This is a genomic window from Dyadobacter psychrotolerans (assembly GCF_004349265.1).
Lineage (GTDB): Bacteria > Bacteroidota > Bacteroidia > Cytophagales > Spirosomataceae > Dyadobacter > Dyadobacter psychrotolerans.
The window spans coordinates 141,795-165,910 of record NZ_SMFL01000011.1; the positions used below are offsets into that span (position 1 = coordinate 141,795).

A 24,116-nucleotide genomic window follows, 5' to 3' on the forward strand; every position below is an offset into this window, starting at 1 on the left:
TAAAAACTTCTTATCAATTGATCCAAGAGCTAATATTCTGGAAGTCAAATAAATAATTCTCTTTGTATTCGATTTGGAAATCATTCAACATCCTTAAATATTCTTCTTTAAAAGTATGTTTTTTGATGGTGAATCTCCTGGTTTTCAATGTACTTAATGACTGCATCTATATGTGATCGACTATAAGAAAATGCTGCGTAACCACGCTGCCAATTAAATACCGGAGCTTTGAATTTTTCTTTCAAAAATTTATTCGAAGAGGTTTTAATTTCTTCAACTAAATCCGGTAGTGGACTGGCGGGACTATATCCTATAAAGATGTGAATATGATCCGGCATTCCATTTATTGCCAGTGGTTTCGATTTATTATTCTGAATGATACCACCGATGTACGCATATAGCTCACTTTTCCAGGCTTTTTTAATTAAGCTTTCTCGTCCCTGAACAGAAAAAACCAGTTGAATATATAGTTGTGTGTAGGTATTTGCCATTTGTGAAGTTGTATTTCATTGTCGTATTTAAAGTTTGTTGAGTAATACAAATGATTAATAGGTCAATGATAATAAAACAAATTCCAACAAGTATTTCGGTGCTCTGCACCTTGGAAAACAGTCTCTGATTTATGATTTCTATAAATATTAAGGGTGCTCTGCACCTCTTTTGTACCGATTAATAAGGTGCAGAGCACCCTAATATTTGTAGAAAACCAAATAAAAACGTCAATCAAGGTGCAGAGCACCGTAATAAAACCAATTCAAGGTAGTTTAATCTAACTAAACATTTTTAAAATCCGGCAATTGTATTAACGCGCCGCCTTGTAATGCCGACTCGTGCGCCAGGATACCTACGCTCGTCCAGTTGGCCGACTGCCACGCATTCGGGAAAGGATCACGGTCTTCGATCAATGCACTGATAAACTCATTGGCCAAATGCGGATGCGAACCGCCATGGCCGCCGCCCTGTACAAATGATAAATGTGAATGATCATCCAGATCATAAACGCCTTTTCCTGTGAAATGCTGAATTTCCTTCGGCAGTAAATGCGCATAATCCGGCGTTTTCACGCGTTCTGCAATTTCATGCTCCGGTTTTTTAGCTGTATGGATCACAGGATCTTCCCCTTCGATCAACGGCCATTCAAACGATTTTTTGCTTCCGTAAACTTCGAAGCTTTCACGGTACTGGCGTGCAACATCAAAAAGTGAACGGTATACATAAGCAGACAAATCGCTGTCTTTAAATTTAATATGCGCCGACTCAACTGCAAAAGGTGAATTATGTATTTTAACAAGATCCTCACTGATCGTACCCGATCCGAAACAGGAAACATATTCTGCTTCGAGTTTCAGCAAACCTGCTACCGGGCCAACGCAATGTGTTGCGTAGTGCATCGGAGGCAATCCCGGCCAGTAATCAGGCCATCCTTCCATATCCTGCTGATGGCTTGCTTTCAAAAACTGTACTTTTCCAAGCTCACCTTTTTCATATAATTCTTTGGCAAAAAGGAATTCACGTGCATAAACCACGGTTTCCATCATCATATATTTTTTGCCGGTTTCCTTCGTAACCTTTACAATCTCAATGCAATCTTCAACGCTGGTTGCCATTGGGACTGTACAAGCCACATGTTTGCCGGCACGTAATGCTTTTAGTGTTTGTTCCGCGTGGTTTGGAATCGGAGAATTAATGTGAACCGCGTCAACCAATGGGTCATTCAGCAAATCATCATAACTTGTATAACGAACATCGATGCCATACTGATCACCTACTTCATTTAATTTCGATTCTGTACGCTGGCAAATCGCGTACATATTCGCATCCGGATGTTGCTGATAAATAGGAATAAATTCGGCTCCGAAACCAAGACCAACGATTGCAACATTAATTTTTTTAGACATAGATTAATTAGAAATATTGAATTTTTAATATACAAATTAAGGGATGTATGTGTGATGTTGTGTCCTGAATTGCCGGATAAGTGACTCGCTTGCCCGGGCATAGAATTGACAATACAATTTTAAAACAAAATAATGCTAAAAACTTTACGTCTTTTGATTAGTACTTAGCGTATTTTGATCAATTTTTTAATTGAATGGGATTTTGGAGCAAAATATTGCTAGAATTTAACGAAGTAAGAAAATTGGTAAAAAGACATTACAGATCTTCTGAAACGCTGAATTCGTCCTTTTTACCAGTGTTTTGGTCAATCCAGACCAGGATTCCAACCCTATTCCGTGTAGGCTCCAGCTGATCTTTAAAGCCGGCCAGCACAATATAATTATCTCCGTCTGCTACCTGATCCAGCTCAGACAAATCTGATGATTGCGACCAGATTATTTTTCCATCTCTGCCCAGCCGGTGAATTACAAATTTCCCGTCCCGGCCCAAAATATCTTTGGACATCACCAGCGTTGAGCTCGGGTTGGGAACATCCCAAACCATCTGTTCTTTTCTTTTAATAAAACCTCCCTGTAAAAAACTTTTGTCGCCGGTTTGTTTGGCAGTAGAAATATCCAGCTCAATTTCCTGTCGGTCGTCTAACTTATACCGAACCTGGTAATACCGGTTCTGACCGTCCTTATCCGGCTGACCGGGAGCTCCCGGCCATTTGAAAAGTTGCTCCCTTTGTCGTTTGGAAAGTAGACCATGCCAAATTCCCTTGCCGGCAAGAAATGAATTGATCAGATTTCCGTATATATAATTGTAGTAGGCGTAAACACCGGGTTGTTTGGTATAGGTGAAACCATCTTCGGCAGTTTTTCTCCATGTTATGCCTTCGAGAATTTTTTCGGCATCGGTTATTTTAGCGGTAAGTTCATCGACCTGAAAATACCGGGCATCAAGGCTTTTGATTACCAACGCTGCATTGGGCTCGGAAACTTTGAAAAAAGCAATTTCCTTTGGTAAAACACCTGCAATTTCAGGATTCTGTTTTTTTATGGTTTCAAGATCCGTGGTAACTGTAAGAGAAACCGGATCATACAGTTTTGGTCCCGAATTCCATATCCATAACCCGTTTTTGACCGGTCCGAGAATCTTTGGCTCACTTTCCTGTATAGCACTTTTTATTTCTGAAATGATTTCGGACTTAATCAGCCTCCCACTTTCTGCATCACGAACACAAAGCCTGTAAACCGAAAAATATTCAGTGAAAGTATTACTTCGTCTGGAAGTAAATTTACTTCGGACTTTTTCTTCAACTGTCAGGTAAAAGAACATCTTTCTCCCGCCTGCATCAACCCTGGCCAGAGGTCCATAGAGTCGGGGCGGATAAACCTGCCGGACCTGCTCAGGCAAAAAAACAATAAAGGTTATAATCAAACCGATGATCGCCGTAAAAATGATCAATGCCCTGAGAAAGCCGTTCCTCTTCATAGTATTTTGTTTTTCTTAAAATTATAGGATTGGCAGCGATTTGTACGGCAAATAGTACTTGACTTATTCAGTGGTAAAACAATATGAAACTACATAACTTCGCCGGCATGATCAGACAAGGAACACCTCAAGACGCCAAGGAAGTAGCCCCTTTGTTTATCCTGGCAATGGGGCACATAGCAGGTATTTTCGCCAACTCCGACCGGTATGAAGATGCTATACCCTTTTTTGAGGAATTTTTTAAAAGGGCAGATAATCAATACAGTTATGTACACACGCAGGTTTATGAGGATGAAACAGGCATTCTGGGCTCCGTAACCGGTTATGATGGCGCCGACCTCCACAGGTTAAGACAGCCGATTCTGGAACAGCTGCGAAAAACAAAACCTGGTTTTACGCCGGACGATGAAACTGAGGCGGGAGAATACTATCTGGATTGTATAAATGTGGGCAATGCACATCAGGGTAAAGGAATTGGGAAAAAACTGATCCACGCATTTTGTGAAAAGGCGCTCAACCTGGGTTACACGCGTGTAGGGCTAATCGTTGACCTGGAAAATCCGGATGCGAAAATTATCTATGAAAAAGTGGGATTTGAGATAGCAGGTAAAAAGCGTTTTATGGGGCATCAATATTTTCATATGGTTAAAAACCTGAGAAATTGATCTGATCTTAATGATTCGGAAAGCCCTGTCCATCCTGTATGGGAAACAATAATCTGTCTCTTTATTATAAGGAGATTGAATTCTTGACAAATTAATTTAAGTTTGATGTAATTAATTTGATAATTGTATGTAGTATAACGCTCACAAATTATTGAGCGTTATTTTGATATAATTTGATAATGATTTTCTTTAAGCTTACCTCGACTCTATGAAGTGTACTTTACAATTTATTTTAGGTTTCATATTATGCGCCTTTACGGCTGTTGCCCAGGATGCGGTAAAAAATGAGGTAAATTCATTTACTGCAAAAACAGGAGCCGTTGCTACTATTGGCAAGGCTACGAATTCAGTAAATTTTATACGGTTTCCTGCCGCGAATGCTATAAAACTATCGGGCTCTGCCGGAGAAGACAAAGCGCTTTTGTTTGTTAAACAAAACACAGGTCTTTTTAAAGCAAAATGGGATAAAGAAGCTTATCAGGTTAAAGAAAGCAGGAAAGATAATTATGGCCTGGAGCATGTTGCCTTGCAGCAGTACGTGGAGGGTGTGCCTGTTTTTGACGGTGTACTTAAGTTTCACTTTAACCGCAGCGCAGACCTCAGCTCAATGAACGGAAATTTCATTTCTGTCCCCAAGCTGAAAACTGTTGCTTCCATATCCCCGGAAGAAGCTGCATCTGCTGCGATCAAATATGTTACCGGTCAAAAGTTTGGTCAATTCGCGGCACCTTTAAAAGTCAATAAGAACACTCTTTATATATTTCAAAAAGGTCTGGCGCAGGGTTACCAGGGACGTGTTCATTTGGTGTATGAGGTCGAAGTTGCTAATGATTTGGACGTCAGAGAATATTTGTATGTCGATGCGCATTCGAAAGAGCTCGTGGAACAGTTCACGGGCATGCACAGTATTGACAGGAAGGTTTACGAAACTTCAATATCGGGCGTAAATCTCAAATGGCAGGAGTCAAACGGAACAAGCGGAGCCGCATTTAATGCTTTGGATGTCTGGCAGAAATCGGAAGTAGTTAGCGCCGGGCACATTTATAATCTGATGAAAAATACATTTGGTCACAATTCCTATGACAATGCAGGTGCCACGATGATTACGATCAATAATAATCCGGATATCAATTGTCCCAATGCTACATGGAATGGCCGGACTGCCAATTATTGTACCGGAACTGCCTCTGATGATGTTGTCGCACACGAATGGGCTCATGCCTATACAGAATATACAAGCGGACTGATTTACGCCTGGCAGGCTGGTGCGCTGAACGAAGCTTATTCTGACATCTGGGGTGAGACGGTCGATCAGTTGAACAACTATATGGATGAAAGTGAAAGTGCAGATGCCAGAACCGGATGCGGAAGTTCAGCTCGCTGGAAGTTGGGAGAAAAAACTACTGCTTTTGGAGGTGCCTTACGTGATATGTGGGATCCGAATTGTGAAGGCGACCCGGGAAAAGTTTCCGATCCGCAATATTGGTGTTCCGCTGTTGACAATGGCGGGGTTCATATTAACTCAGGAATCTTAAATCATGCCTATGCCTTACTGGTTGATGGCGGCACTTATAATGGACAAAAAATCACAGGATTAGGGTTAACCAAGGCAGCGCATATTTTCTGGAGGGCACAGTCGCATTATATGACAAGTACCACAGATTTTGCCAGCCAAGCAGATATTCTTGAGGCATCCTTACTCGATCTCGTTGGGGTTAATTTACCGGCATTGTCAACATCAGAGAGTGCAGCAGGTCTTTCGGGAGAAACTATAACCACGGCCGATGCCGAGCAGTTGGCTAAGGTAATTGCAGCAGTAGAATTAAGGCTGCCAAACGCTTGTGGCTTTCCTAAGTTGTTGGCAGATGTTCCGACAATTTGTTCAGGTGCTTTACCAGAGAGCGCCATCTTTTATGAAAGTTTTGAAAATGGTCTTTCAAACTGGACTGTAAGTTCGACGGGAAGTGGCCAGAACTGGACAGCAAGAAACTGGGTACTTAAATCACCGGCACCAGGCGGACGCTCCGGCAATGTGGTTTTTGGAATTGATCTGGATGCCGGCGATTGTATAAATAATTTTCAGAACGGCCTTATTAGTATTGCCAGTCCGGTAATTTCGATACCGGCAGGATCTTCGGGTCCCTTCAATATGGCGTTTGATCATTTTGTAGCAACCGAATCTGGTTACGACGGGGGAAATATCAAATACAGGATTAATGGCGGAGCCTGGATCTTGCTTCCTGCCTCAGCCTTTACGGCAAATGGTTATAATAAAATACTGGTGGCAAATAGCGGCAATCCATTACAAGGCCAGCCTGGTTTTTCCGGTGCGGATGACGGTTCGGTTGGTGGCAGCTGGGGGCAAAGCCGCATTGATCTGAGTAAATTAGGATTGGTGGCTGGACAAACAATTCAGTTTCAATGGGATTTTGGTACAGATGGCTGTGGCGGACTCGAAGGCTGGTATCTGGATGATATCCGGGTTTATTCCTGCGCTACTCCTTCTGTGCAATTTGTAACTACATCAACCACAGTAAATGAAGGCGAAGCTACAATTGAAAGTCCGGCCCCAAATAGTTGTTTAAAATATGTTGAAAAAACGGTTGTTGTTAAAATAAACAAAGCACCTTCTCAACCGGTGACAATTACTTTTAATTTGTCAGAAGGAACCGCAAAACAGGGCGCCACTGCGGATTATAATTTGTCTCCATCCAGTTTTGTTCTCCATGCAGGCAATTTGTCTCAGGAAATAAAAGTCAGGATTTATGATGATGCGTATGTTGAGGAGAGTGAGACTTTTACTTTAACTTACTCCCTAAACAGTTCGTCGGGAGGCGATGCCTACGCAGAGTTGTTTAATCAAAGCCACACATTTACCATTACGGACAACGATAAGGTGCCGACAATCGTGGGAATGACACTTGTTTCGGAAGATTTTGAACAAGGTATGCCGGCAGGCTGGAATGTTGTTGGAGGTGGGACTTACCCTTCGGCATGGTCAGTGGCTCTGCTTCCTTCGGTTTCTCTGGATCCTGCAAAGCCTAAACTTTTGTTTATAAACAGTGACGCGGCTGGCATGGTAACATTGGATAGAGTCGTTGAATCGGCTCCGTTTAATACAGTTGGGATGAGCAATATTAATTTGTCCTTTTTAGAATACTTTTATGTGTGGCCAAGTTCCTTTGCAGAACAGGGTTTGGTAGATGTATGGGACGGAACGGCGTGGCGAAATGTATTAACCCAAAACCAGGCAACCGGAACATCAGGCTCCTGGACTTCGCCTGCGCAGAGGAGCATTTCCATCCCTGCCGCTTACGCCAATCCATTAATGAAAATCCGTTTCCGTTACATTGCGAATTATGATTACTGGTGGGGGATTGACAACGTGAAAATAACAGCAGAATCGCCGAAACAAATTCAAACTACAGTTTCTTTAATTCCGGATGACCAGTATCTTGGACCTAACTCTACTGTACATTTTTATGATCCTGCCTCGGGGAATCTGATGGCCAGGATCAACAATTTCAGCAATCATGATTATGGGTGTACTACGGTTGCTGTGGATCGCGAGGGAGTTGATGCAACCAACTGGCAGGGAAATTCGCTGATCACCAATAAAACATTTAAGGTAACACCAGCTTACAACGATCCGGCTGGAAGTTATGAAATCACACTTTATTACCGTTCTTCGGAACTACCCAACTTCAATGTTTCCAAAATAAAATCCATGGGTAAAAGCAGCAGTGGTATTATGTCAGCGACTGCGGCAAATCTCAATTACTCAAAGATACAGGTTAGCGAAGCTTTAACTGCAGGCCTGGCTTTTACCTCTACTTTTAATACGGGCTTTTCGGGTTTTGGCCTTTCAAATGTTACGCCACCAGAAGCGCTGCCAGTGAGACTTATCGCTTTTGAAGGCAGGAACACGGCGGAAGGCAATATGCTTGCCTGGTCAACAAGTGAAGAAGTGCGGCATGACCGTTTTGAAATTGAAAGGTCTGCTGATTCAAAACATTTCACAGAAGTCGGCAGAATTTCAGGTTATGGAAATTCAAATGAACTTCATTCGTATCAATACCTGGATTCCAAACCGGCCGGTGGAATAACCTATTACCGCCTAAAACAGATTGATACGGACGGTACTTTTGCGTACAGTAAAATTATCTCAGTCGATGGGGGAATTTTAGAAAAAGTAATATTTTATCCAAACCCGGTACAGTCGCTGTTAAGCATCGAATTACCCGATAAAACGTTGAAAGAAGTTGATCTAAAAATCGTCAATTCGGCTGGGCAGGAAATTTTACGAAAGGAAAATGTCAAAACCGGCAGTGGAAGTTTCATACAAGACATTCACAAACTACCGTCGGGGATCTACCATGTTATCATTTCAACTCCAAATTCCGGTTACAGCTTTTCCGTGTTTAAGTTTTAGCATACCTTATTAAGTTACTGAAAGCCACTTTCTGTGCTGATGTATAGAAAATGGCTTTTTGTATTATTTACAGAGAGTCACTTTAAGTGACTTAAAAAAACTTCGTATATACATACCCGGTATGTACAATCAGGTAGATCTTTTGCCGCTTCTTTAAGTATAAAAAATACTTAACAAAACCATATGAAAGACAAAAAGTTAGATTCGGATTTATTTTTTCGCCTTTAAATAAGTCATCAAAAGAATTTGTAGATGTTTGTCTATCTTAGGGGCTGATCTTACCATAAAACCTTACAATTTATGAAGTTAGCTTTACGATTGGTTATTGCGTTCGTGTTACTCTCAGCTGTGAGTAATGCGCAGGACGCAGCCCAGGGATACCTGGATACGTTTGTTGGTCAAACCGGAGCGATTCCAACGATAGACCAGGCTACGTCCTCAATAAGTTTTTTAAGATTTCCGGCCGGACGTGCATTGAAACTCACAGGTGGAACGCCTCAGGAAAAAGCACTGAATTTCATTAACCAAAATACCGGTCTGTTAGCGATTCAGTCTAAAAGTGAAGCCTATCAGGTAAAAGAAAGCAGAAAAGACATTTATGGCATGGAGCATGTCGTTTTACAGCAGTATGTAAACGGAGTTCCTGTTTTTGACGGGGTGCTAAAATTTCATTTTAACAAAATTGATGACCTTTCGTCGATGAATGGCAATCGGGTTAAGGCTGGAAAGTTAAATACAACGCCTACTATTTCGAAAGAGGTAGCTGCAGATTTGGCAATAAAAATGGTCGAACTGCAAAAATCTGACGGAGGCGGATCAAAGTTGAATCCTCCTCTGCAAGCCCCTTTGAAAGTAAATAAAAATACCTTGTATGTATTTCAAAAGGGATTGGCACAGGGTTATGAAGGACAAAAGCACCTTGTATATGAAGTTGAAGTACGAAACGATGTTGATGTTCGTGAGTTCCTGTATATCGATGCCCACACAAAAGAACTGGTAGAACAATTTTCCGGAATGCACGAAGCTCTGAACCGGAAATTGTATTCCTATCCCACAGGATCAACAACGAATACTATTCCCGCCCTGACCTGGGAGGAAGGAAATGTTTTTCCGGGAGCTTTAAATGTCTGGCAGAAATCGGAACTGGAAACAGCGGGGCATCTTTATAATTTCATGAAAAATGCGTTTGGGTATATTTCATACAATAATGCGGATGCTCCCATGCTTACTACACATAATAACCCGGGTATTCAATGCCCTAATGCCAATTGGAATGGCGTCTCTGCTAATTATTGCGATAGGACAGCCTCCGATGACGTAGTAGCACATGAGTGGGCACATGCTTACACCGAATTTACAAGCGGATTGATTTATGCATGGCAGGCAGGTGCGATGAATGAGGCTTACTCCGATATCTGGGGAGAAACTGTGGATTTGCTGAACGGTTACATGGATGAGGATGAAGGTATTGCGCTCAGAGCCACGGCTGGTAACGACTGCCCTGCTACAACCACTTCAACCCGCTGGAGACTAAGTGAAAAGGCATCTGCTTTTGCTCCGGGCGGCGTAGGAGACGGGGCAATCCGTGATATGTATAATCCTAATTGCCTGGGTGATCCCGGACGTGTGACGGACATCAAATACTACTGCGCCTCAGGTGTGCCAACCAACAATAATGATGCGGGCGGAGTGCATATCAATTCAGGTGTTTTGAACCATTCTTATGCATTACTGGTAGATGGGGGAACTTACAATGGACAGACGATCAGTGGAATAGGCCTTACCAAAGCTGCACACATCTACTGGTATGCACAGGCCAATTTCATGACGCAAACAACTGACTTTGCAGCACAGGCAGATATACTAGTAGCCGCAGCTGAAGCACTGATTGCTGCAAATACAAATCTACCAAATTTATCCACAGCTGACGCTGCGCCAACACTATCGGGCCAATATGTTACGGCTGCGGATTTGGCTGAATTACAAAAAGTAATTCTGGCAGTTGAGCTCAGAGCAGCAACAAATTGCGGATATGCTCCGATACTCAATCCGGTTGCAACAATCTGTGACGGAGGAACGGCTGAAAATGCCCTGTATTTCTATGATTTTGAAAATGGACTTGAAAACTGGACAGTTGCAAATACCGGAGTTGCCGGCTGGTCGCCACGTGACTGGGTACTGGTCGACGGTTCATCGGTAGGACATCCTGGAAAGGTGGTTTATGCTGTCAATTACAATGGTACCGATTGCAATAATGGTAAGGAACAGGGGCTTATGAGTTTGACCAGCCCTGTAATGACGATTGGATCAGTTAATTCAGGGCAGTTTAACCTTGCTTTTGATCATTATATCTCATTAGAACAAGGTTATGATGGAGGAAATATTAAGTATAAAATAAATGATGGTGCCTGGACGCTGGTGCCGTCAAGTGCATTTTTGACAAACGGATATAATGGTACAATCAGCAGCGGGAATCCGTTGGCCGGACAAGTCGCTTTTACTGGTTTTGATACCGGAACTGTCCTGGGAGTTTGGGGGCAAAGCAGAATCAATCTGACCGCTTTGGGTCTGGATGCCGGCGAGCAAATACAATTTCGCTGGGATCTTGGTACAGATCTTTGTGGCGGGGTCGATGGCTGGTACATTGATAATGTTCGTGTTTATTCCTGTGAAACACCGCTTGTCCCAACGGTCCTTTTTGCCAAAAGCTCGACTACCGTAAATGAGGCAGAAGCACTTACAGATGGCCTTTCACCCGCTGGCTGTTTGCCATACCTGGAAAAGACAGTAACAGTAAAAGTTACCAAGGCCCCTTCTGAGCCTGTTACTGTGACTTTCAATGCGCCAACAGGAACCGCAAAATCAGGAACAACGGCTGATTATAGCTTTAGTCCCAATTCCTTCGTTCTTCAGGCTGGCACTTTATCTCAGGATGTTGTTGTAAGAATATATAACGATGCCTACAAAGAAGAAACCGAAACTGCGATCCTGACTTATTCAATAACAACTTCGGGAAATGCTGTGACCGATGATAAAAATCAGGTACATACGATTTATATCAATGATGATGAGTTACTTCCGGGTACTAAATCTACTCAGGTTTTATATGCGGATTTTAATGATTTCAGAATACCGGCCGGCTGGAGTGGTACCAATTTTTATCCTCTTGAATGGGCAGTGGTAGCAGGGAGCAATCCAACCACTATATTTTTAGATCCTAATATTCCCGGACAACCTTTTCTGATTGCCAGTAGTACACGGTATGGTCCCGGTGAAAGAACATGGAACATCGAAACAGCTACCTTTAACACCGCTGGCATGAAATCAATAAATCTTTCATTTCTGGAAGTTTTCAGGATTTTTGCGGGTGGGAGCGATTTTGACGAAATCGGTACGGTTGATGTCTGGGATGGAGCTGCCTGGCATAATCTGCTTACTGAAACCGAAACAACCGGAAATTCGGGTAGTTACGGAGCGGCTGTGACAAGAAACATTGTCATCCCGGATCAATATGCCAGTGTGGCTATGAAACTGAGATTCAGGTACACGGCTAACAATGATTATTATTGGGGACTCGACAATATTAAAGTTACTGCCGAGATCCCAACCCAAATTGAGACCTTGGTTACTGCAACACCCGATGAGCAATACCTTGGTCCAAATGCAACGGCTTATTTTTATGATCCTGTAACGAAAAATCTGCTTGCAAAAATAGAGAATCTGACCGCTCATGATTATGGCTGCACCACGGTCCAGATTGATCGCGCAGGAACGGGAGCAGAAGATTGGGTGGGAGCCTATACCATTACCAAAAAAACCTACAAGGTAACTCCAGCGAACCCCAATCCAATAGGGGAGTATAATATTACGCTCTATTACAAAGACTCGGAATTAGGCGGCTACAAGAGCTCAATTCAGTCGATGGGCAAAAGCGAAGCTGGAATTACCATCGACAATTCCAATTCGGGCTCGTATGCCCAGGTACAGGTTATGTCAGCGTTTAATTCCGACTGGGCGTTTAAATCCAAATTCACTTCAGGATTTTCCGGCTTCGGCTTATCCAATGCGCCGCCTGTGGGTAGCTTACCTGTAACGTTGGTTAAGTTTGACGGAAAAAATAGCTTGGAAGGAAACATTTTAAACTGGGCTACCACTGCCGAACTTAACAGCGATTACTTCGCGGTAGAGCGGGCAACTGACGTAAAGAATTTTGTAGAAATCGGAAGAGTAGCCAGCAACGGGACTTCGGCCATCACCAACAATTACAACTTTACGGACACAAAATATGTGAAAGGTATGAACTACTACCGGTTGAAGCTGGTGGATACAGATGATTCTCACGCATACAGCAAGATTGTTGGCATAGATGCAGCGAATTTGAGAGAAGTGAAGTTCTATCCAAATCCGGTGCAGGCGATGGTTAACATTGAGCTGCCTGATGCAGAAATGAACCAGGTTTCAGTGAAAATCATCAATGCTTCCGGTCAGGTTGTAGTTGAAAAAGGTAAAGTCAAAACCACAAGAGGTATTGTAACTCAGGATATGTCCAAACTGGGTACAGGTATTTATCAGGTTGTTATATCTAATGAAAAAACCAGTTATAATTTCTCAATATTGAAATTATAATTTAAAGCCTTTCCTAGATTACGAAGAGATGTTTTTAGAGTTTCGGCTTTAAAAACGTCTCTTTTTTTGTGGAAAAATAGGTGTAGTAAATAGTAAGTTATAGGTCTGAAAAAATAATCGCCGGTATGCTTAAATTTCTATAAATTGCCTCTTTAAAATATTTTAATAAGTGAATTTTCATGACTCACCGCAGAGATTTTATAAAGGCAGGCGCACTGGCAGTTGCCGGGTTAGCCACAAAAAACTGGTCTTTTGCAAAAAGCGCAACCAATTTTCCGGTTGTACGCATACCCGCCGACAAACGCAGTTTTGCCAGTACGGCCGTGGAAGCGACCATTACGCGTATGAAAAAGGTAATTAAGGATCCGGAACTGGCCTGGCTCTTTGAAAATTGTTTTCCCAACACAATCGATACAACGGTTCATTTTAAGCCAATTGATGGTAAGCCTGATACTTTTGTCATCACTGGAGACATCGATGCCATGTGGCTTCGGGACAGTACCGCGCAGGTCTGGCCCTATTTACCTTTACTAAAAGAAGACAGTCACCTCAAAGAAATGGTGGCGGGTCTTATCAACCGTCAGACGAAATGTATCATTATTGATCCTTACGCCAATGCATTTTACGATCGGCCTAAGAAAAGTGAATGGACAACGGATCATACCGAAATGAAACCGATGCTTCACGAAAGAAAGTGGGAACTTGATTCGCTGTGTTATACCATCAGGCTTGCTTACAACTATTGGAAAACAACCGGGGATGTTTCGCCTTTTGATGCAGACTGGCTCAAAGCCATGCGTTTAATATTGCAGACCTGCACGGAACAGCAGAGGAAAGAAAACCACGGTCCTTACAAATTTGGCCGTACTACAGCCTGGTCAACCGATACAGTACCCGGGAATGGTTTCGGCAATCCGATCAAACCGAACGGACTCATTGCAAGTACTTTCAGGCCGTCTGATGATGCAACGGTTTATCCGTTTTTTGTTCCTTCCAATTTCTTTGCTGTTGTCTCTTTCCGGGAAGTAGCAGAGCTTTTGGAAAAGACAAAACAGGATGCCAAACTGACAGCGGATTTTAAAGCTCTGGCCTTGGAAGTTGAAACAGCACTGAAAAAATTTGCGGTTTACAATCATCCTGAATTCGGCAAAATTTATGCTTTTGAAGTGGATGGTTTTGGAAATCATTTGCTGATGGACGATGCCGGTATTCCGGGGCTGATAAGCATGCCTTATCTGGGTGCTATGTCTGTTAAGGATCCTGTTTATATCAATACGAGAAAATTTGTGCTAAGTGATTCCAATCCATATTTCTTTAAGGGAAAAGCAGGAGAAGGACTGGGCAGTCCGCATACACTGATTGACCAGATCTGGCCGATGGGAATCATTGCGCGGGCAATTACGTCTGTAAGCGACAAAGAAATTGAAGATCAGCTTAGGCAGTTAAAAAACACGCACAATCATACCGGTTTTATGCACGAATCTTTTGATAAAGATGATCAGGCAAAATTCACGCGTAAATGGTTTGCCTGGGTTAATACCCTTTTCGGAGAGTTAATTTTAAAACTTGAAAAAGAACGTCCGCATCTGTTGGCGAAGGTTTATTAAGGATAAAGGTTACACGGTGGTTACTGTGTTGATAATGAGCGGACGCCGCGCGGCGTCCGCTCATTATCTCCTGGTCCTCTTTGAAATAATAGAAAATCTAACTCTGAATATTTGCTTTAATAAAAGCCAATCCGTCGCGCATCAGCTGTTCTTCGGAATCGAACATTTTGCGCCAGATGTTTGCAACAGGTAATTTCGGACTGAATGCTTCAATGCTGATCCAGCCATCGTATTTGATATCTTTTATGGCTGTGAAAATGCCATCCCAATCTACATTTCCTTTTCCGGGTGTAGAGCGGTCATTTTCTGAAAGCTGAATAAAAGAGATACGGTCTCCTGCTTTACGAATTGTGTCGCCAATATTTTTTTCTTCGATGTTGGCATGAAAAGTATCGAACATGATCTTGCAATTTGGATGATTTACTTCATCCACAAACCGGATCAGCTCATCGCCGCAGCTGGTCAGATAGAGTTCAAAACGGTTCAGATACTCCAATCCCAAAGTGATATCAAGCGACTCTGCATAATCGGCAACTTCCCGGATTCCTTCAATACCCCATTGCCATTCTTCGGCAGTTGCAGGTTTTCCGGTAAACACACCCAATGCTGACTGATAAGGCCCCATCAGTTTAGTGGCACCTAAAACCAGGGAGCAATCCAGTGCACTTTTCAGGTGATCGATCGTGTGTCGCCTCATGGCAGGATCCGGGCTGATCAGGTGTTCGTCCGGTCCGCAGATTGTGTCTGTTTCGCATTGTAAACCCAGGTCATCCAGTTTTTTTCTAAATTTAAACCAGTGCTCTGGATTGGTATTAAAGATGGGAACTTCTACACCGTCAAAGCCAATTTCTTTGATCAGTTCAAGGGTTGGAAAAAGGCTGTCATCAATCTGATTCCCCCATAAAAGGAGGTTCATACTATATTTCATTAAGGATAAATTTTGGGAGGCCTGTGACTACTTATTTGGCCAAAGTTAAATAATGGAATTATGGTTCGGGTAATATCTGTGAAACAGAATATCATTTATACAATTTTACAATAATAAAATACCAAATAATTTACGGCATTTGATTAGAATTGGCTAAATATTGATTTGATTACCCCAAAATTGACTTTTTTAACGGTAAAATTCAGTCTAAACAGCAAAAAGCCAAACGCAGTTGTCTGCATTTGGCTTTGCTTATTTTTGAACCTGCTTTACTATTGAACCCTGTTAAATATCAGCTGACTGTTATTATTATAAAAAAGAACAAGTCTGTTATTTGATTTAAGATCGTAAATATTAACGTTTGGAAGTGCATTTACAAAAGCGTTTCCCCAGGCAGTTTCCTCTCTTTCGGTACCGTCTCCTCCCAGGTGAATGGCGTTCAGCTGGGCCGTTTCGTAAAATCCAGTTAAATAGTTGGTTGATGAAGTGGCTTCCAGTTCGCCTTTTTCTTTAAAAGTAAGGCTTACATCGTATAATCCGTTTTTACCGGATGGCTTGTTAATTGTATCGTTTTCTTCGATCACTTTTTCCAATTGCCATTTTCCTGTAAGTTCTTTGTCTACATCAGTAGTAATTGTTGTTGCTGTTTTTCCACAGCCGGCGAGTAATGGTAATAGCAGCAAAACTGCCCATAAGTTGAAGTTTCTCATAATTGCAAATATATTTCAGACTAACAATTGTAAAGGATTCAGGGTACGTTGAGAGGCGACTCAAAGTTTTATGGTCGTGCTTCTTAGTGATAAAAATTATGCCAGAAAGTTGAGTGTAATCTCAAAAGGTAGAAGTATAACGAGTTTGTTTGCTGATTTCGTTTACCTTTTGATAACTGTTGGTAGGTGTACATAAACAAAACTTATTTATTTTTTGCAGTTACTGACACATTCTTGCCAAAACCATAGTACCTGTGTTTAAAGAATCCGATTAATACAAGCTGAATTTTGATCAGAAATTTGGGGATTGTTAATATATTTGGTCAAAATATAGGTAATGTAAGATGAAAGCGCCAATTCATAAAAATATTGAAAGCCAGGTTCGTACCGTAACCGTACAGGAGCTCAGGGAATCTCATTTTGATCCCAATTGGCACTTTCATCCTCATTATCAACTTTTTACGGTTCTTGAAGGCACAGGTAAGCGGCTGATCGGAGATTCAATTCATACTTTCGAGCCGGGAGATACCGTATTCTTAGGTCCGGATATTCCTCATTTATGGAGAAGTGATTCCGATTATTTTAATTCCGAATCAGAATTATTTACACACGGTATAGTCCTTTATTTTCAGGAAGATTTCCTTGGTAAGGATTTTCTGGACAGGCAGGAAATGCTTCCGCTGAGGCAGTTATTTATAGAGTCGAAAAGAGGCATCGCTTACAAAGGCCCGCTTCGCGATCACATCCGCGCCGAGTTGCAGGGAATGCTGCATGAAGAAGGTTTTCAGAGTATTCTTCGTTTGATGACGCTGCTTGATCGTCTCGCTCACCAAGAAGGGGGGACACCCATTTCCAGCTACGGTTACGTAAACACTTATAAAGTTTCTGAGACAGAACGTATGCAGAAAGTGCATAGTTATGTACTTCAGCATTTTTCTCAGGATATCCGTTTGGGTGATGTGGCCTCATTGGCCGGGATGAGTGAGGCCGCTTTTTGTCGTTATTTCAAAGCCCGTTCGAACAAAACTTTTATAGATTTTGTGAACGAGATCCGGATCGGTCATGCCTGCAAGCTGCTGTTGGAAGATCAGTGGACCATCGCCCAGATTGCCTACGACAGCGGGTTTGACTCTCTGTCGAATTTTAACAGGAATTTTAAGCGTTATATCGGACATACACCGCGGGAGTATAAGGGGAATTATTGATAGATCTGGTTATAGTAGCAGGGCGCTGGGCGGTGTCCGGCGTTGCGTAATATAGCCCTTTCAGGGCTTTAAGTAACCGGGGCCTTTGATGAATCTGCCGGGTTTTGCGCCGGTGTGATTGCCGTCTCTTAATACCGCTGTTCCGTTTACAAACACATCAGAAATGCCCGTTGCGAATTGCTGAGGTTTGTCATAGGTGGCGTTGTCTTTCACTTTTGCAGGATCGAATACCACAACATCAGCATAATAACCGGCTTTAAGTTCGCCCCGCTTTTTTAATTTTAGATTTGTGGCCGGTAGTTTGGCTAATTTGTAAATAGCCAGTTCCAAAGGGAATATTTTTTCATCTCTTGAGTACTGCCCCAGCACTCTTACAAAATTTCCATAAGCCCGGGGATGCGGCTGCGATTTTAGAAAAACTCCTTCCGGAGAGTAACTGGCTGCATCAGATCCAAAGCTAACCCAGGGAAGTGCTATTTGCTTTTTAACGTTTTCTTCATTCATCATGAAAAAAGCTACGCCTATTCTTGTACTGTCCTGGATGATCAGGTCCATCGCTGTCTCTTCGGGAGATGTACCTTTGATTTTTGCAACTTCTGCCAGTGTTTTACCAATGTATTTTTTCAATGAATCTTTTGCAAAACCAAGAAGCAAGACCTTCTCCGGCGAACCTGCCGCATAATACAGATTTTCCCATTCCGCAGGATTGCTGTTCATCGCCTTTTTCATTTGCCAGCGAATAGCAGGATTCTGCAAACGCTGCCAAAGTTTTACAAAACCTCCGTCCTGTAGCGAAGGCGGAAACGCCGCTGTAAGTCCGGTTGCTCCTGCGAGGTAAGTGTAGATATTGGCGGTTATATGTAACCCTTCTGCCCGTGCTTTTTCTATCCGGCGAATTACGCCGTCCATTTTATGCCAATTGTCTTTACCCGCCGCTTTGAGGTGATAGATTTCAGCAGGTATTTTCGCTTCTCTTGCGATCGTTATCAATTCCTCGACGGCTTCATCCAATTTATTTCCTTCGCTGCGCATGTGTGAGATATACATCCCGCCATGCTTCGATGCTTCTTTACATAGTACGATCAATTCCTGTGTGTTTGCAAAAAAATCAGGCGGATAGATCAACGAAGACCCGACACCCATTGCACCTTCTTCCATAGCCTGTTTAACCAAAAGTTTCATGCTGTCGAGTTCAGCTTGAGTTGCGGCCCGGTTGTCTTCACCGACAACGTAGGTACGGACTGTTCCTGCACCTACAAATGATGCCAGATTACAGCTGATACCTTTTTTCTCCATATAAGTCAGGTATTCACCGAGGGTGTTCCATTCAACTTTGTATTTAATATGAGACTGTCCGTTTTGCAGCTCCTTTCTCATTTTAGCATTCAATGGTCCCATGCTCGATCCTTCACCCATTACTTCCAGTGTAACGCCTTGCCGGATATCGCTCTGGCTGCGGCCATCCGCTATCAGTGATTCGTCTGCCCAGCTAAGCATGTTGATAAATCCGGGTGCAACTGCTTTGCCTTTTGCGTCAATTTCATTTGTTGCAGAAGCATTTTTCAAATCACCAATGAAGGCGATTGTGTCTGCATTAATAGCCAAATCTGCTGTAAGAGGCTTTACGCCGTTCCCATCATAAATTGTTCCGTTCCGGATGATGGTGTCGTATTTCGTTTTGGTATCGCAGGAAAATAGGGTGACATAAATGAGTAATGAGAGGAGAATATTTTTCATTGTGTTGAGTTTTCTTTTAAACGGGTTTCTATCAGGTATCTTTCTCTTTCAATTTCTGCAATTAATTCTTCTTCTATGGGAAGATATGGCATATATTTTTTGAATTGCGTACTATTGGCAACTCTTCTATCATAAAAACAAAACAACCTTCATGATCTCTCACAAAGGTTGTTTTATTAATTATTACAAATTTTTCACATATCAGCCTTTTACTTTTGTGGTACCGTAGGGCCCGCGCTGCGGTCGGGACAAGGTTGCACTTGCTTCTTTGTCTCCGATGAAATCTTCTTTCTTCGGATCCCATTTCAGTTTTCTTCCAAGCTTCATTGCTGTGTGTGCAAGCAGACAAGCTGTGCAGGAACGCTGTGCGATTTCTGCGTGACTGATTGTTTGTTTTCCGCTCTGTATACTTTCCAGCCAGTTTTGATGCTGCTCCGGACTTTCGTACAAATGAATTTCATTTTGTCCGATTACTGAACCGAGGATTTTTGGGTCACTGGCATAAAAGGCCTCATTTTTCTTACTACTAGCCTGGGCAGCTCCCGGATCTGATGCAGTTACACCAACATTTCCCCGCGAAACAAAAATCCAGCCTTCCGTACCTTCGAATTTAACACCATTTGGATTTGTTCCGCCGATTTCCATTTCTACACCATTGGCATATTTGGAGTTGACAAGAAAGTCGCCATGAACATTCCACAAGCCGGAACCGGCCGGTGGAAAAGTTGCTTTGCCGTCGATTTCAATCGGGCCGGTCAATTCGGTACCCATTCCCCAATGCGCAATATCGATATGGTGAGAACCCCAGCCGGTGATCATCCCGGCACCAAACTGCTCTAAACGCAACCAGCCGGGACGGTCATTGATATCGGTTTGTGAGTGAACACGGTCCAAAGTGTAATAAATCTCAGGTGTCGATCCCAGCCACATGTCGTAATTCAGGTTGGATGGAACAGGCATTTGGGCAGGATTTCCTCCCGCCGGATCGCCCGGTAATCCAACATATACTTTCTTCAGTTTCCCGATTCTTCCGTTACGTACCAGCTCACAGGTTCTTTTAAATTGCGGCCATGGGTTCATAGAACGCTGTTGGCTGCCAAGCTGAAAAATCACCTTCTTTTTCTTGATCATGTCAGCCATCATCCTGCCTTCTTTGATCGTAAGAGAGGTTGGTTTTTGCATGTAAATATGTTTACCTGCTACAGCTGCTTCCATGGCAGGCTGTGCATGCCAGTGATCTGGTGTACTGATGATGACTGCATCAATATCTTTATTTGCCAGAAGCTCCTTATAATCGTCGTAGGTCTTTACATCAACGTAATTAGCCTTTCCTGTTTTGTCAGCATATTTCTTTTCGATCCACTTTTTTCCTTGTGCCAGTCGGTTTTTATCTACATCGGCAACGGCCATTACGTGAGCAACTTCATTTTTTAATACCTCAGGAAGGTCATGCGTAGTGGCAATACGTCCGATCCCGATTTGTCCTATATTGATTTTATTACTTGGAGCGAATTTGCCAAAAACACTTGCAGGAACAATCGTTGGGAACATGGACGCAGCGATGATACCAGCCGTACCGGTGGCTGCTTTTTTAAGGAAGGACCGCCTGTCCTGGTTATTTTCTTCGTTTGTATTCATGAGGTTAGGATTATGGGTGATGTGATCGTCTGTCTGTGCTCTCAATCATCGGGCGCTGCCCGACGTTAAGGGGTGAAAGCCTTTCGGGCTATTATCTTACTTCTTTCTTACCATGTCGGTTGGTGACGTAGCATAGGCTTTGCTGTAATTTCTTGGTTTCTGCGGTCCTATGACCCATTCTATACCACCAAGGATATGTTTTCTCAGGTCATCCTTTAGATAATCTTCTTTTTCATGACCGATGGATGTGTAAAAGGCGCGGCCTCCGTCATATTCGTGCCACCATACTGACGGAAACACGGTTCCAAAGGTATCCAAAGCTTTTCCTGCAGGCTTTTGAATGGTTGTATGATCGTTAACAGCCAGTACATTCAGGTTTACACTCATTTCTTTCAGGAAGTAAAATTCATCTTTTGCACGGTCCCATTTTTGAGGCAGATGTGCAAGCGAAGGATTTTTAGTATCCAGTACGTTTACTGAAAAACTCTGACCCGGTTCGTGCCAAAAGAATGTACCTCCCAGTAAATCCTTGAACCATCGCCAGCTTCGTTCTGTGCCGCAAGCCGAATGTAATCCAACGAAACTGCCGCCTGCCTGAATGTATCGCATCAGTGCAACACGCTGAGCGTCGGTATCAAAAACGTCATTGTTCGTGTTCGAAAAAACGAGCGCATCATATTGTTTCAGATTATCATCTGTAAACTTGCCGGGATCTTCGCTTACATCAACGGTAAAACCGTTTTGTTTACCTAATTCCTGGATGGCTACAACGGAATTGGCAATGTTATCATGTATGTAACCTTTTCCGTTTTTGGTATAAACCAGAATTTTCACCTTGTTCCATTTTATCTTTTGTGCATTGGTTTTTCCAAAAGACACGATAGAAAGGATTGCTGTAAATAGTAACAGTTTACTTAGGAATGCCGATTTCTTCATTGATTTGTTAAAAAGATTAGGAATAAAAATGGCCGTTAATATAGAAAAGCCTAAAACCCGATGGAATTACCTCCGTCGACAGGCAATGAAACACCAGTAATAAATTTTGCCGCAGGCGATGCAAGAAAAACGGCCGCCCATCCGATATCATCCGGTTTTCCCCAAATACCCATTGGCGTACGATCCATGGCTTTGTCCCGGCGTGCAGGATCTCCGCCCATGGCTGTCAACATCATTGGTGTTTCAATAAAACCGGGTGCAATGGCATTTACTCTCACGTTATAGGGTGAAAATTCGGTTGTCAGCGCTTTCACTATTCCTCCAATTGCAGACTTCGATGCTGTGTATGCAACTACACGATCAATTCCGTACAAGGCTGCCATGGATGTGATCATGATGATGGAACCTTGTTTTCTTTCGATCATTCTTTTGCCACATTCACGGGTCATGGAAAAAACAGCATGCAGGTTGGTTTGAATGATCCTGTCAAAGTCCTCATCTGTGACCTCAACAGCATGTTTTTTCATATTAATACCCGCATTGTTGACCAAAATGTCAATAGGACCGCAGGCATCTTCTATGTCGTCAACAAGCTTGGGGATGGTTTCCAGTTTTGTGATGTCGTTCACAAAATAGCTGACCTTTTTTCCCAATGTTTCTACCGCTTGCTTTAAAACTTCTTCACGCCGGCCGGTTATTACCACCTTTGCTCCGGCCTGCACCATGCTTTGCGCAATGTAAAAGCCAATTCCGCTTCCGCCTCCGGTTATGACTGCAAGTTTTCCTTCCAATGAAAAAACAGACGGTATTGTGGCTTGATTCGTAATGTTTGTTTCGGGGTTCATGATATTTTAAAAACTGTAATATTTATGTAGGCTATCAACGGATAAATGGTTTAAAGAGAACGCCTGATCCCCATTTCCAATCCACGAAGTTCTGCCAGTGCTTTTAACCTTCCTATTCCTGAATAACCGGGGTAAGTTTTTTTGTTTAAATCGTCCAGCATTTGAAAACCATGATCCGGACGCATGGGCAGTTGCTGATCCGTGTAGCCGGCATCTTTTCTTTTTTGTTCTTCCTGAATAAATGCTTTCACAACCTCATACATGTCCACGTCTCCATTCAAGTGAGGTGCTTCATGAAAGTTTCTGGTTCCCGGTTCTCTCCTGGTAGTGCGCAAATGAACAAAGTGGATGCGGTCGCCAAAGCGTTCGATAATTCTGACAAGATTGTTGTCTGCCCTCACACCGAGTGAACCTGTACAAAATGTGATACCATTCGCACGTACATCAATTGCCTGCATTAGTTCCTCCAGATCAGCTTCTGTGCTGACAACACGTGGTAAACCCAGCAGCGATCTCGGCGGATCGTCGGGATGGATACAAAGATTAATACCCAACTCCTGGGCAACAGGAGCAATCTGGCGAATAAAATAATACAAATTATCCCGAAGCTGCCGGTCGCCGATATCTGCGTAAGCATCAAGCAAATCCTGAAAAATGGCCAGATCAAATGCTTCTTCTGATCCCGGCAGACCGAGTAAAACGGTATTTGTCAGGACTGCAATTTCATCGTCTGACATTTTCTGCAGTCTGGCATGTGCCGAAGCCTGAACTTCCGGCTCGTAATCGAGGGCGGCATCCGGTCTTTTCAGAATGTATAAGTCAAAAAGTGAAAAATCTTCCCAAACAAACCGCAGTGTTTTGTGGCCTTCGGGCATGGTATAATCCAACGATGTACGTGACCAGTCGAGAACCGGCATAAAATTGTAACATACCGTGGTGATACCGCAGGCAGCCAGGTTTCGTAGAGATGTTTTATAATTTTCTATAAAAACCTCTCTTGATGGGAGGCCTTTTTTGATATGCTCATGAACAGGTAAACTTTCGACCACCAGCCATTGTAAGGAAGTATAGTCTTTATTACCGGCTTCTATGATTTCTTTTCTTTCCTTTATGGCCTCGACGCTCCAGACATCGCCAACCGGAATCTGGTGTAATGCGCTCACCACTCCGCTGCATCCGGCCTGACGGATATCCATCAGGGAAACGGGGTCGTTCGGGCCAAACCAGCGCATTGTATGTATCATCGTATTTTAAATTTTGCTATAAATATCTCAACATTATTTTGCATTGCAACCGATTGCATAAATTTTTAATAAATTCGCATTCTAATATTTTTGAAGTGGATCGATAAAGTTGCAGGAACATATTATCTGACGCAAACAGGTACAAATTCCCTTACATTTGATCTGAAA

14 protein-coding genes and 1 pseudogene are annotated in these 24,116 nt (G+C 42.7%); 5 read left to right on the top strand and 10 right to left on the bottom strand.

From position 1 onward, the window contains the following. Window positions 1–13: 13 nt before the first annotated feature. From tnpA to E0F88_RS24745, 3 genes and pseudogenes are all read right to left on the bottom strand, one after another. Window positions 14–491 (bottom strand): annotated as a pseudogene (gene tnpA, locus E0F88_RS24735) (IS200/IS605 family transposase). 282 nt (window positions 492–773) lie between these two features. Next, on the bottom strand, window positions 774–1,898 hold the full coding sequence (locus E0F88_RS24740) for a Gfo/Idh/MocA family protein (RefSeq protein ID WP_131960969.1): 1,125 nt from the start codon (window positions 1,896–1,898) through the stop codon (window positions 774–776). A gap of 256 nt (window positions 1,899–2,154) precedes the next feature. Further along, window positions 2,155–3,375, bottom strand: a complete 1,221-nt coding sequence (locus E0F88_RS24745; protein ID WP_131960970.1) for a PA2928 family protein — start codon at window positions 3,373–3,375, stop codon at window positions 2,155–2,157. A gap of 83 nt (window positions 3,376–3,458) precedes the next feature. Here E0F88_RS24745 and E0F88_RS24750 point away from each other — a divergent pair, with 83 nt between their 5' ends. From E0F88_RS24750 to E0F88_RS24765, 4 genes are all read left to right on the top strand, one after another. Continuing rightward, the gene (locus E0F88_RS24750) at window positions 3,459–4,040 is read left to right on the top strand and encodes a GNAT family N-acetyltransferase (RefSeq protein ID WP_131960971.1); all 582 of its coding nucleotides are present in this window, start codon (window positions 3,459–3,461) and stop codon (window positions 4,038–4,040) included. A 208-nt stretch (window positions 4,041–4,248) separates the two neighbouring features. Continuing rightward, window positions 4,249–8,472, top strand: a complete 4,224-nt coding sequence (locus E0F88_RS24755) for a M4 family metallopeptidase (protein ID WP_131960972.1) — start codon at window positions 4,249–4,251, stop codon at window positions 8,470–8,472. A 300-nt stretch (window positions 8,473–8,772) separates the two neighbouring features. Continuing rightward, entirely contained in the window at window positions 8,773–13,098 is a 4,326-nt protein-coding gene (locus E0F88_RS24760) for a M4 family metallopeptidase (protein WP_131960973.1), read from the top strand. 179 nt (window positions 13,099–13,277) lie between these two features. Beyond that, a complete protein-coding gene (locus E0F88_RS24765) occupies window positions 13,278–14,705 on the top strand; it encodes a glycoside hydrolase family 125 protein (RefSeq protein WP_131960974.1) in 1,428 nt (475 codons plus the stop codon). 97 nt (window positions 14,706–14,802) lie between these two features. Here the strand turns inward: E0F88_RS24765 and E0F88_RS24770 are convergent, their stop codons facing one another. Next, window positions 14,803–15,621 carry a sugar phosphate isomerase/epimerase family protein gene (locus tag E0F88_RS24770; RefSeq protein WP_229213908.1) on the bottom strand — a complete coding sequence of 273 codons (819 nt, stop codon included), beginning with the start codon at window positions 15,619–15,621 and terminating at the stop codon, window positions 14,803–14,805. A gap of 284 nt (window positions 15,622–15,905) precedes the next feature. Then, complete coding sequence (locus E0F88_RS24775; RefSeq protein WP_131960976.1) at window positions 15,906–16,343, bottom strand: META domain-containing protein; 438 nt, start codon at window positions 16,341–16,343, stop codon at window positions 15,906–15,908. Between the two features lie 344 nt (window positions 16,344–16,687). Between E0F88_RS24775 and E0F88_RS24780 the strand changes: the two genes are divergently transcribed. Beyond that, window positions 16,688–17,548, top strand: a complete 861-nt coding sequence (locus E0F88_RS24780; protein WP_131960977.1) for an AraC family transcriptional regulator — start codon at window positions 16,688–16,690, stop codon at window positions 17,546–17,548. 60 nt (window positions 17,549–17,608) lie between these two features. Here E0F88_RS24780 and E0F88_RS24785 read toward each other — a convergent pair whose 3' ends face one another. From E0F88_RS24785 to uxuA, 5 genes are all read right to left on the bottom strand, one after another. Beyond that, window positions 17,609–19,285: an N-acyl-D-amino-acid deacylase family protein gene (locus tag E0F88_RS24785; RefSeq protein WP_131960978.1), complete on the bottom strand. Its 1,677-nt coding sequence runs from the start codon at window positions 19,283–19,285 to the stop codon at window positions 17,609–17,611. Window positions 19,286–19,486: 201 nt separating this feature from the next. Next, window positions 19,487–20,923: a Gfo/Idh/MocA family protein gene (locus tag E0F88_RS24790; protein ID WP_131960979.1), complete on the bottom strand. Its 1,437-nt coding sequence runs from the start codon at window positions 20,921–20,923 to the stop codon at window positions 19,487–19,489. Between the two features lie 96 nt (window positions 20,924–21,019). Then, window positions 21,020–21,859, bottom strand: coding sequence for a ThuA domain-containing protein (locus E0F88_RS24795; protein WP_131960980.1), 840 nt, complete (start codon window positions 21,857–21,859; stop codon window positions 21,020–21,022). A gap of 50 nt (window positions 21,860–21,909) precedes the next feature. Continuing rightward, window positions 21,910–22,704 carry an SDR family NAD(P)-dependent oxidoreductase gene (locus E0F88_RS24800; RefSeq protein WP_131960981.1) on the bottom strand — a complete coding sequence of 265 codons (795 nt, stop codon included), beginning with the start codon at window positions 22,702–22,704 and terminating at the stop codon, window positions 21,910–21,912. 50 nt (window positions 22,705–22,754) lie between these two features. Further along, the gene (gene uxuA / locus E0F88_RS24805) at window positions 22,755–23,948 is read right to left on the bottom strand and encodes a mannonate dehydratase (RefSeq protein ID WP_131960982.1); all 1,194 of its coding nucleotides are present in this window, start codon (window positions 23,946–23,948) and stop codon (window positions 22,755–22,757) included. Between the last annotated feature and the right edge of the window lie 168 nt (window positions 23,949–24,116).

Bases quoted from the DNA above. Each gene is read 5' to 3' on its own strand.
- E0F88_RS24765 (WP_131960974.1), top strand. From the start codon at position 13,278: ATGACTCACCGCAGAGATTTTATAAAGGCAGGCGCACTGGCAGTTGCC.
- E0F88_RS24775 (WP_131960976.1), bottom strand. From the start codon at position 16,343: ATGAGAAACTTCAACTTATGGGCAGTTTTGCTGCTATTACCATTACTC.
- E0F88_RS24740 (WP_131960969.1), bottom strand. From the start codon at position 1,898: ATGTCTAAAAAAATTAATGTTGCAATCGTTGGTCTTGGTTTCGGAGCC.
- E0F88_RS24745 (WP_131960970.1), bottom strand. From the start codon at position 3,375: ATGAAGAGGAACGGCTTTCTCAGGGCATTGATCATTTTTACGGCGATC.
- uxuA (WP_131960982.1), bottom strand. From the start codon at position 23,948: ATGATACATACAATGCGCTGGTTTGGCCCGAACGACCCCGTTTCCCTG.
- E0F88_RS24800 (WP_131960981.1), bottom strand. From the start codon at position 22,704: ATGAACCCCGAAACAAACATTACGAATCAAGCCACAATACCGTCTGTT.
- E0F88_RS24790 (WP_131960979.1), bottom strand. From the start codon at position 20,923: ATGAATACAAACGAAGAAAATAACCAGGACAGGCGGTCCTTCCTTAAA.
- E0F88_RS24760 (WP_131960973.1), top strand. From the start codon at position 8,773: ATGAAGTTAGCTTTACGATTGGTTATTGCGTTCGTGTTACTCTCAGCT.
- E0F88_RS24795 (WP_131960980.1), bottom strand. From the start codon at position 21,859: ATGAAGAAATCGGCATTCCTAAGTAAACTGTTACTATTTACAGCAATC.
- E0F88_RS24770 (WP_229213908.1), bottom strand. From the start codon at position 15,621: ATGAACCTCCTTTTATGGGGGAATCAGATTGATGACAGCCTTTTTCCA.
- E0F88_RS24755 (WP_131960972.1), top strand. From the start codon at position 4,249: ATGAAGTGTACTTTACAATTTATTTTAGGTTTCATATTATGCGCCTTT.
- E0F88_RS24750 (WP_131960971.1), top strand. From the start codon at position 3,459: ATGAAACTACATAACTTCGCCGGCATGATCAGACAAGGAACACCTCAA.
- E0F88_RS24785 (WP_131960978.1), bottom strand. From the start codon at position 19,285: ATGAAAAATATTCTCCTCTCATTACTCATTTATGTCACCCTATTTTCC.
- E0F88_RS24780 (WP_131960977.1), top strand. From the start codon at position 16,688: ATGAAAGCGCCAATTCATAAAAATATTGAAAGCCAGGTTCGTACCGTA.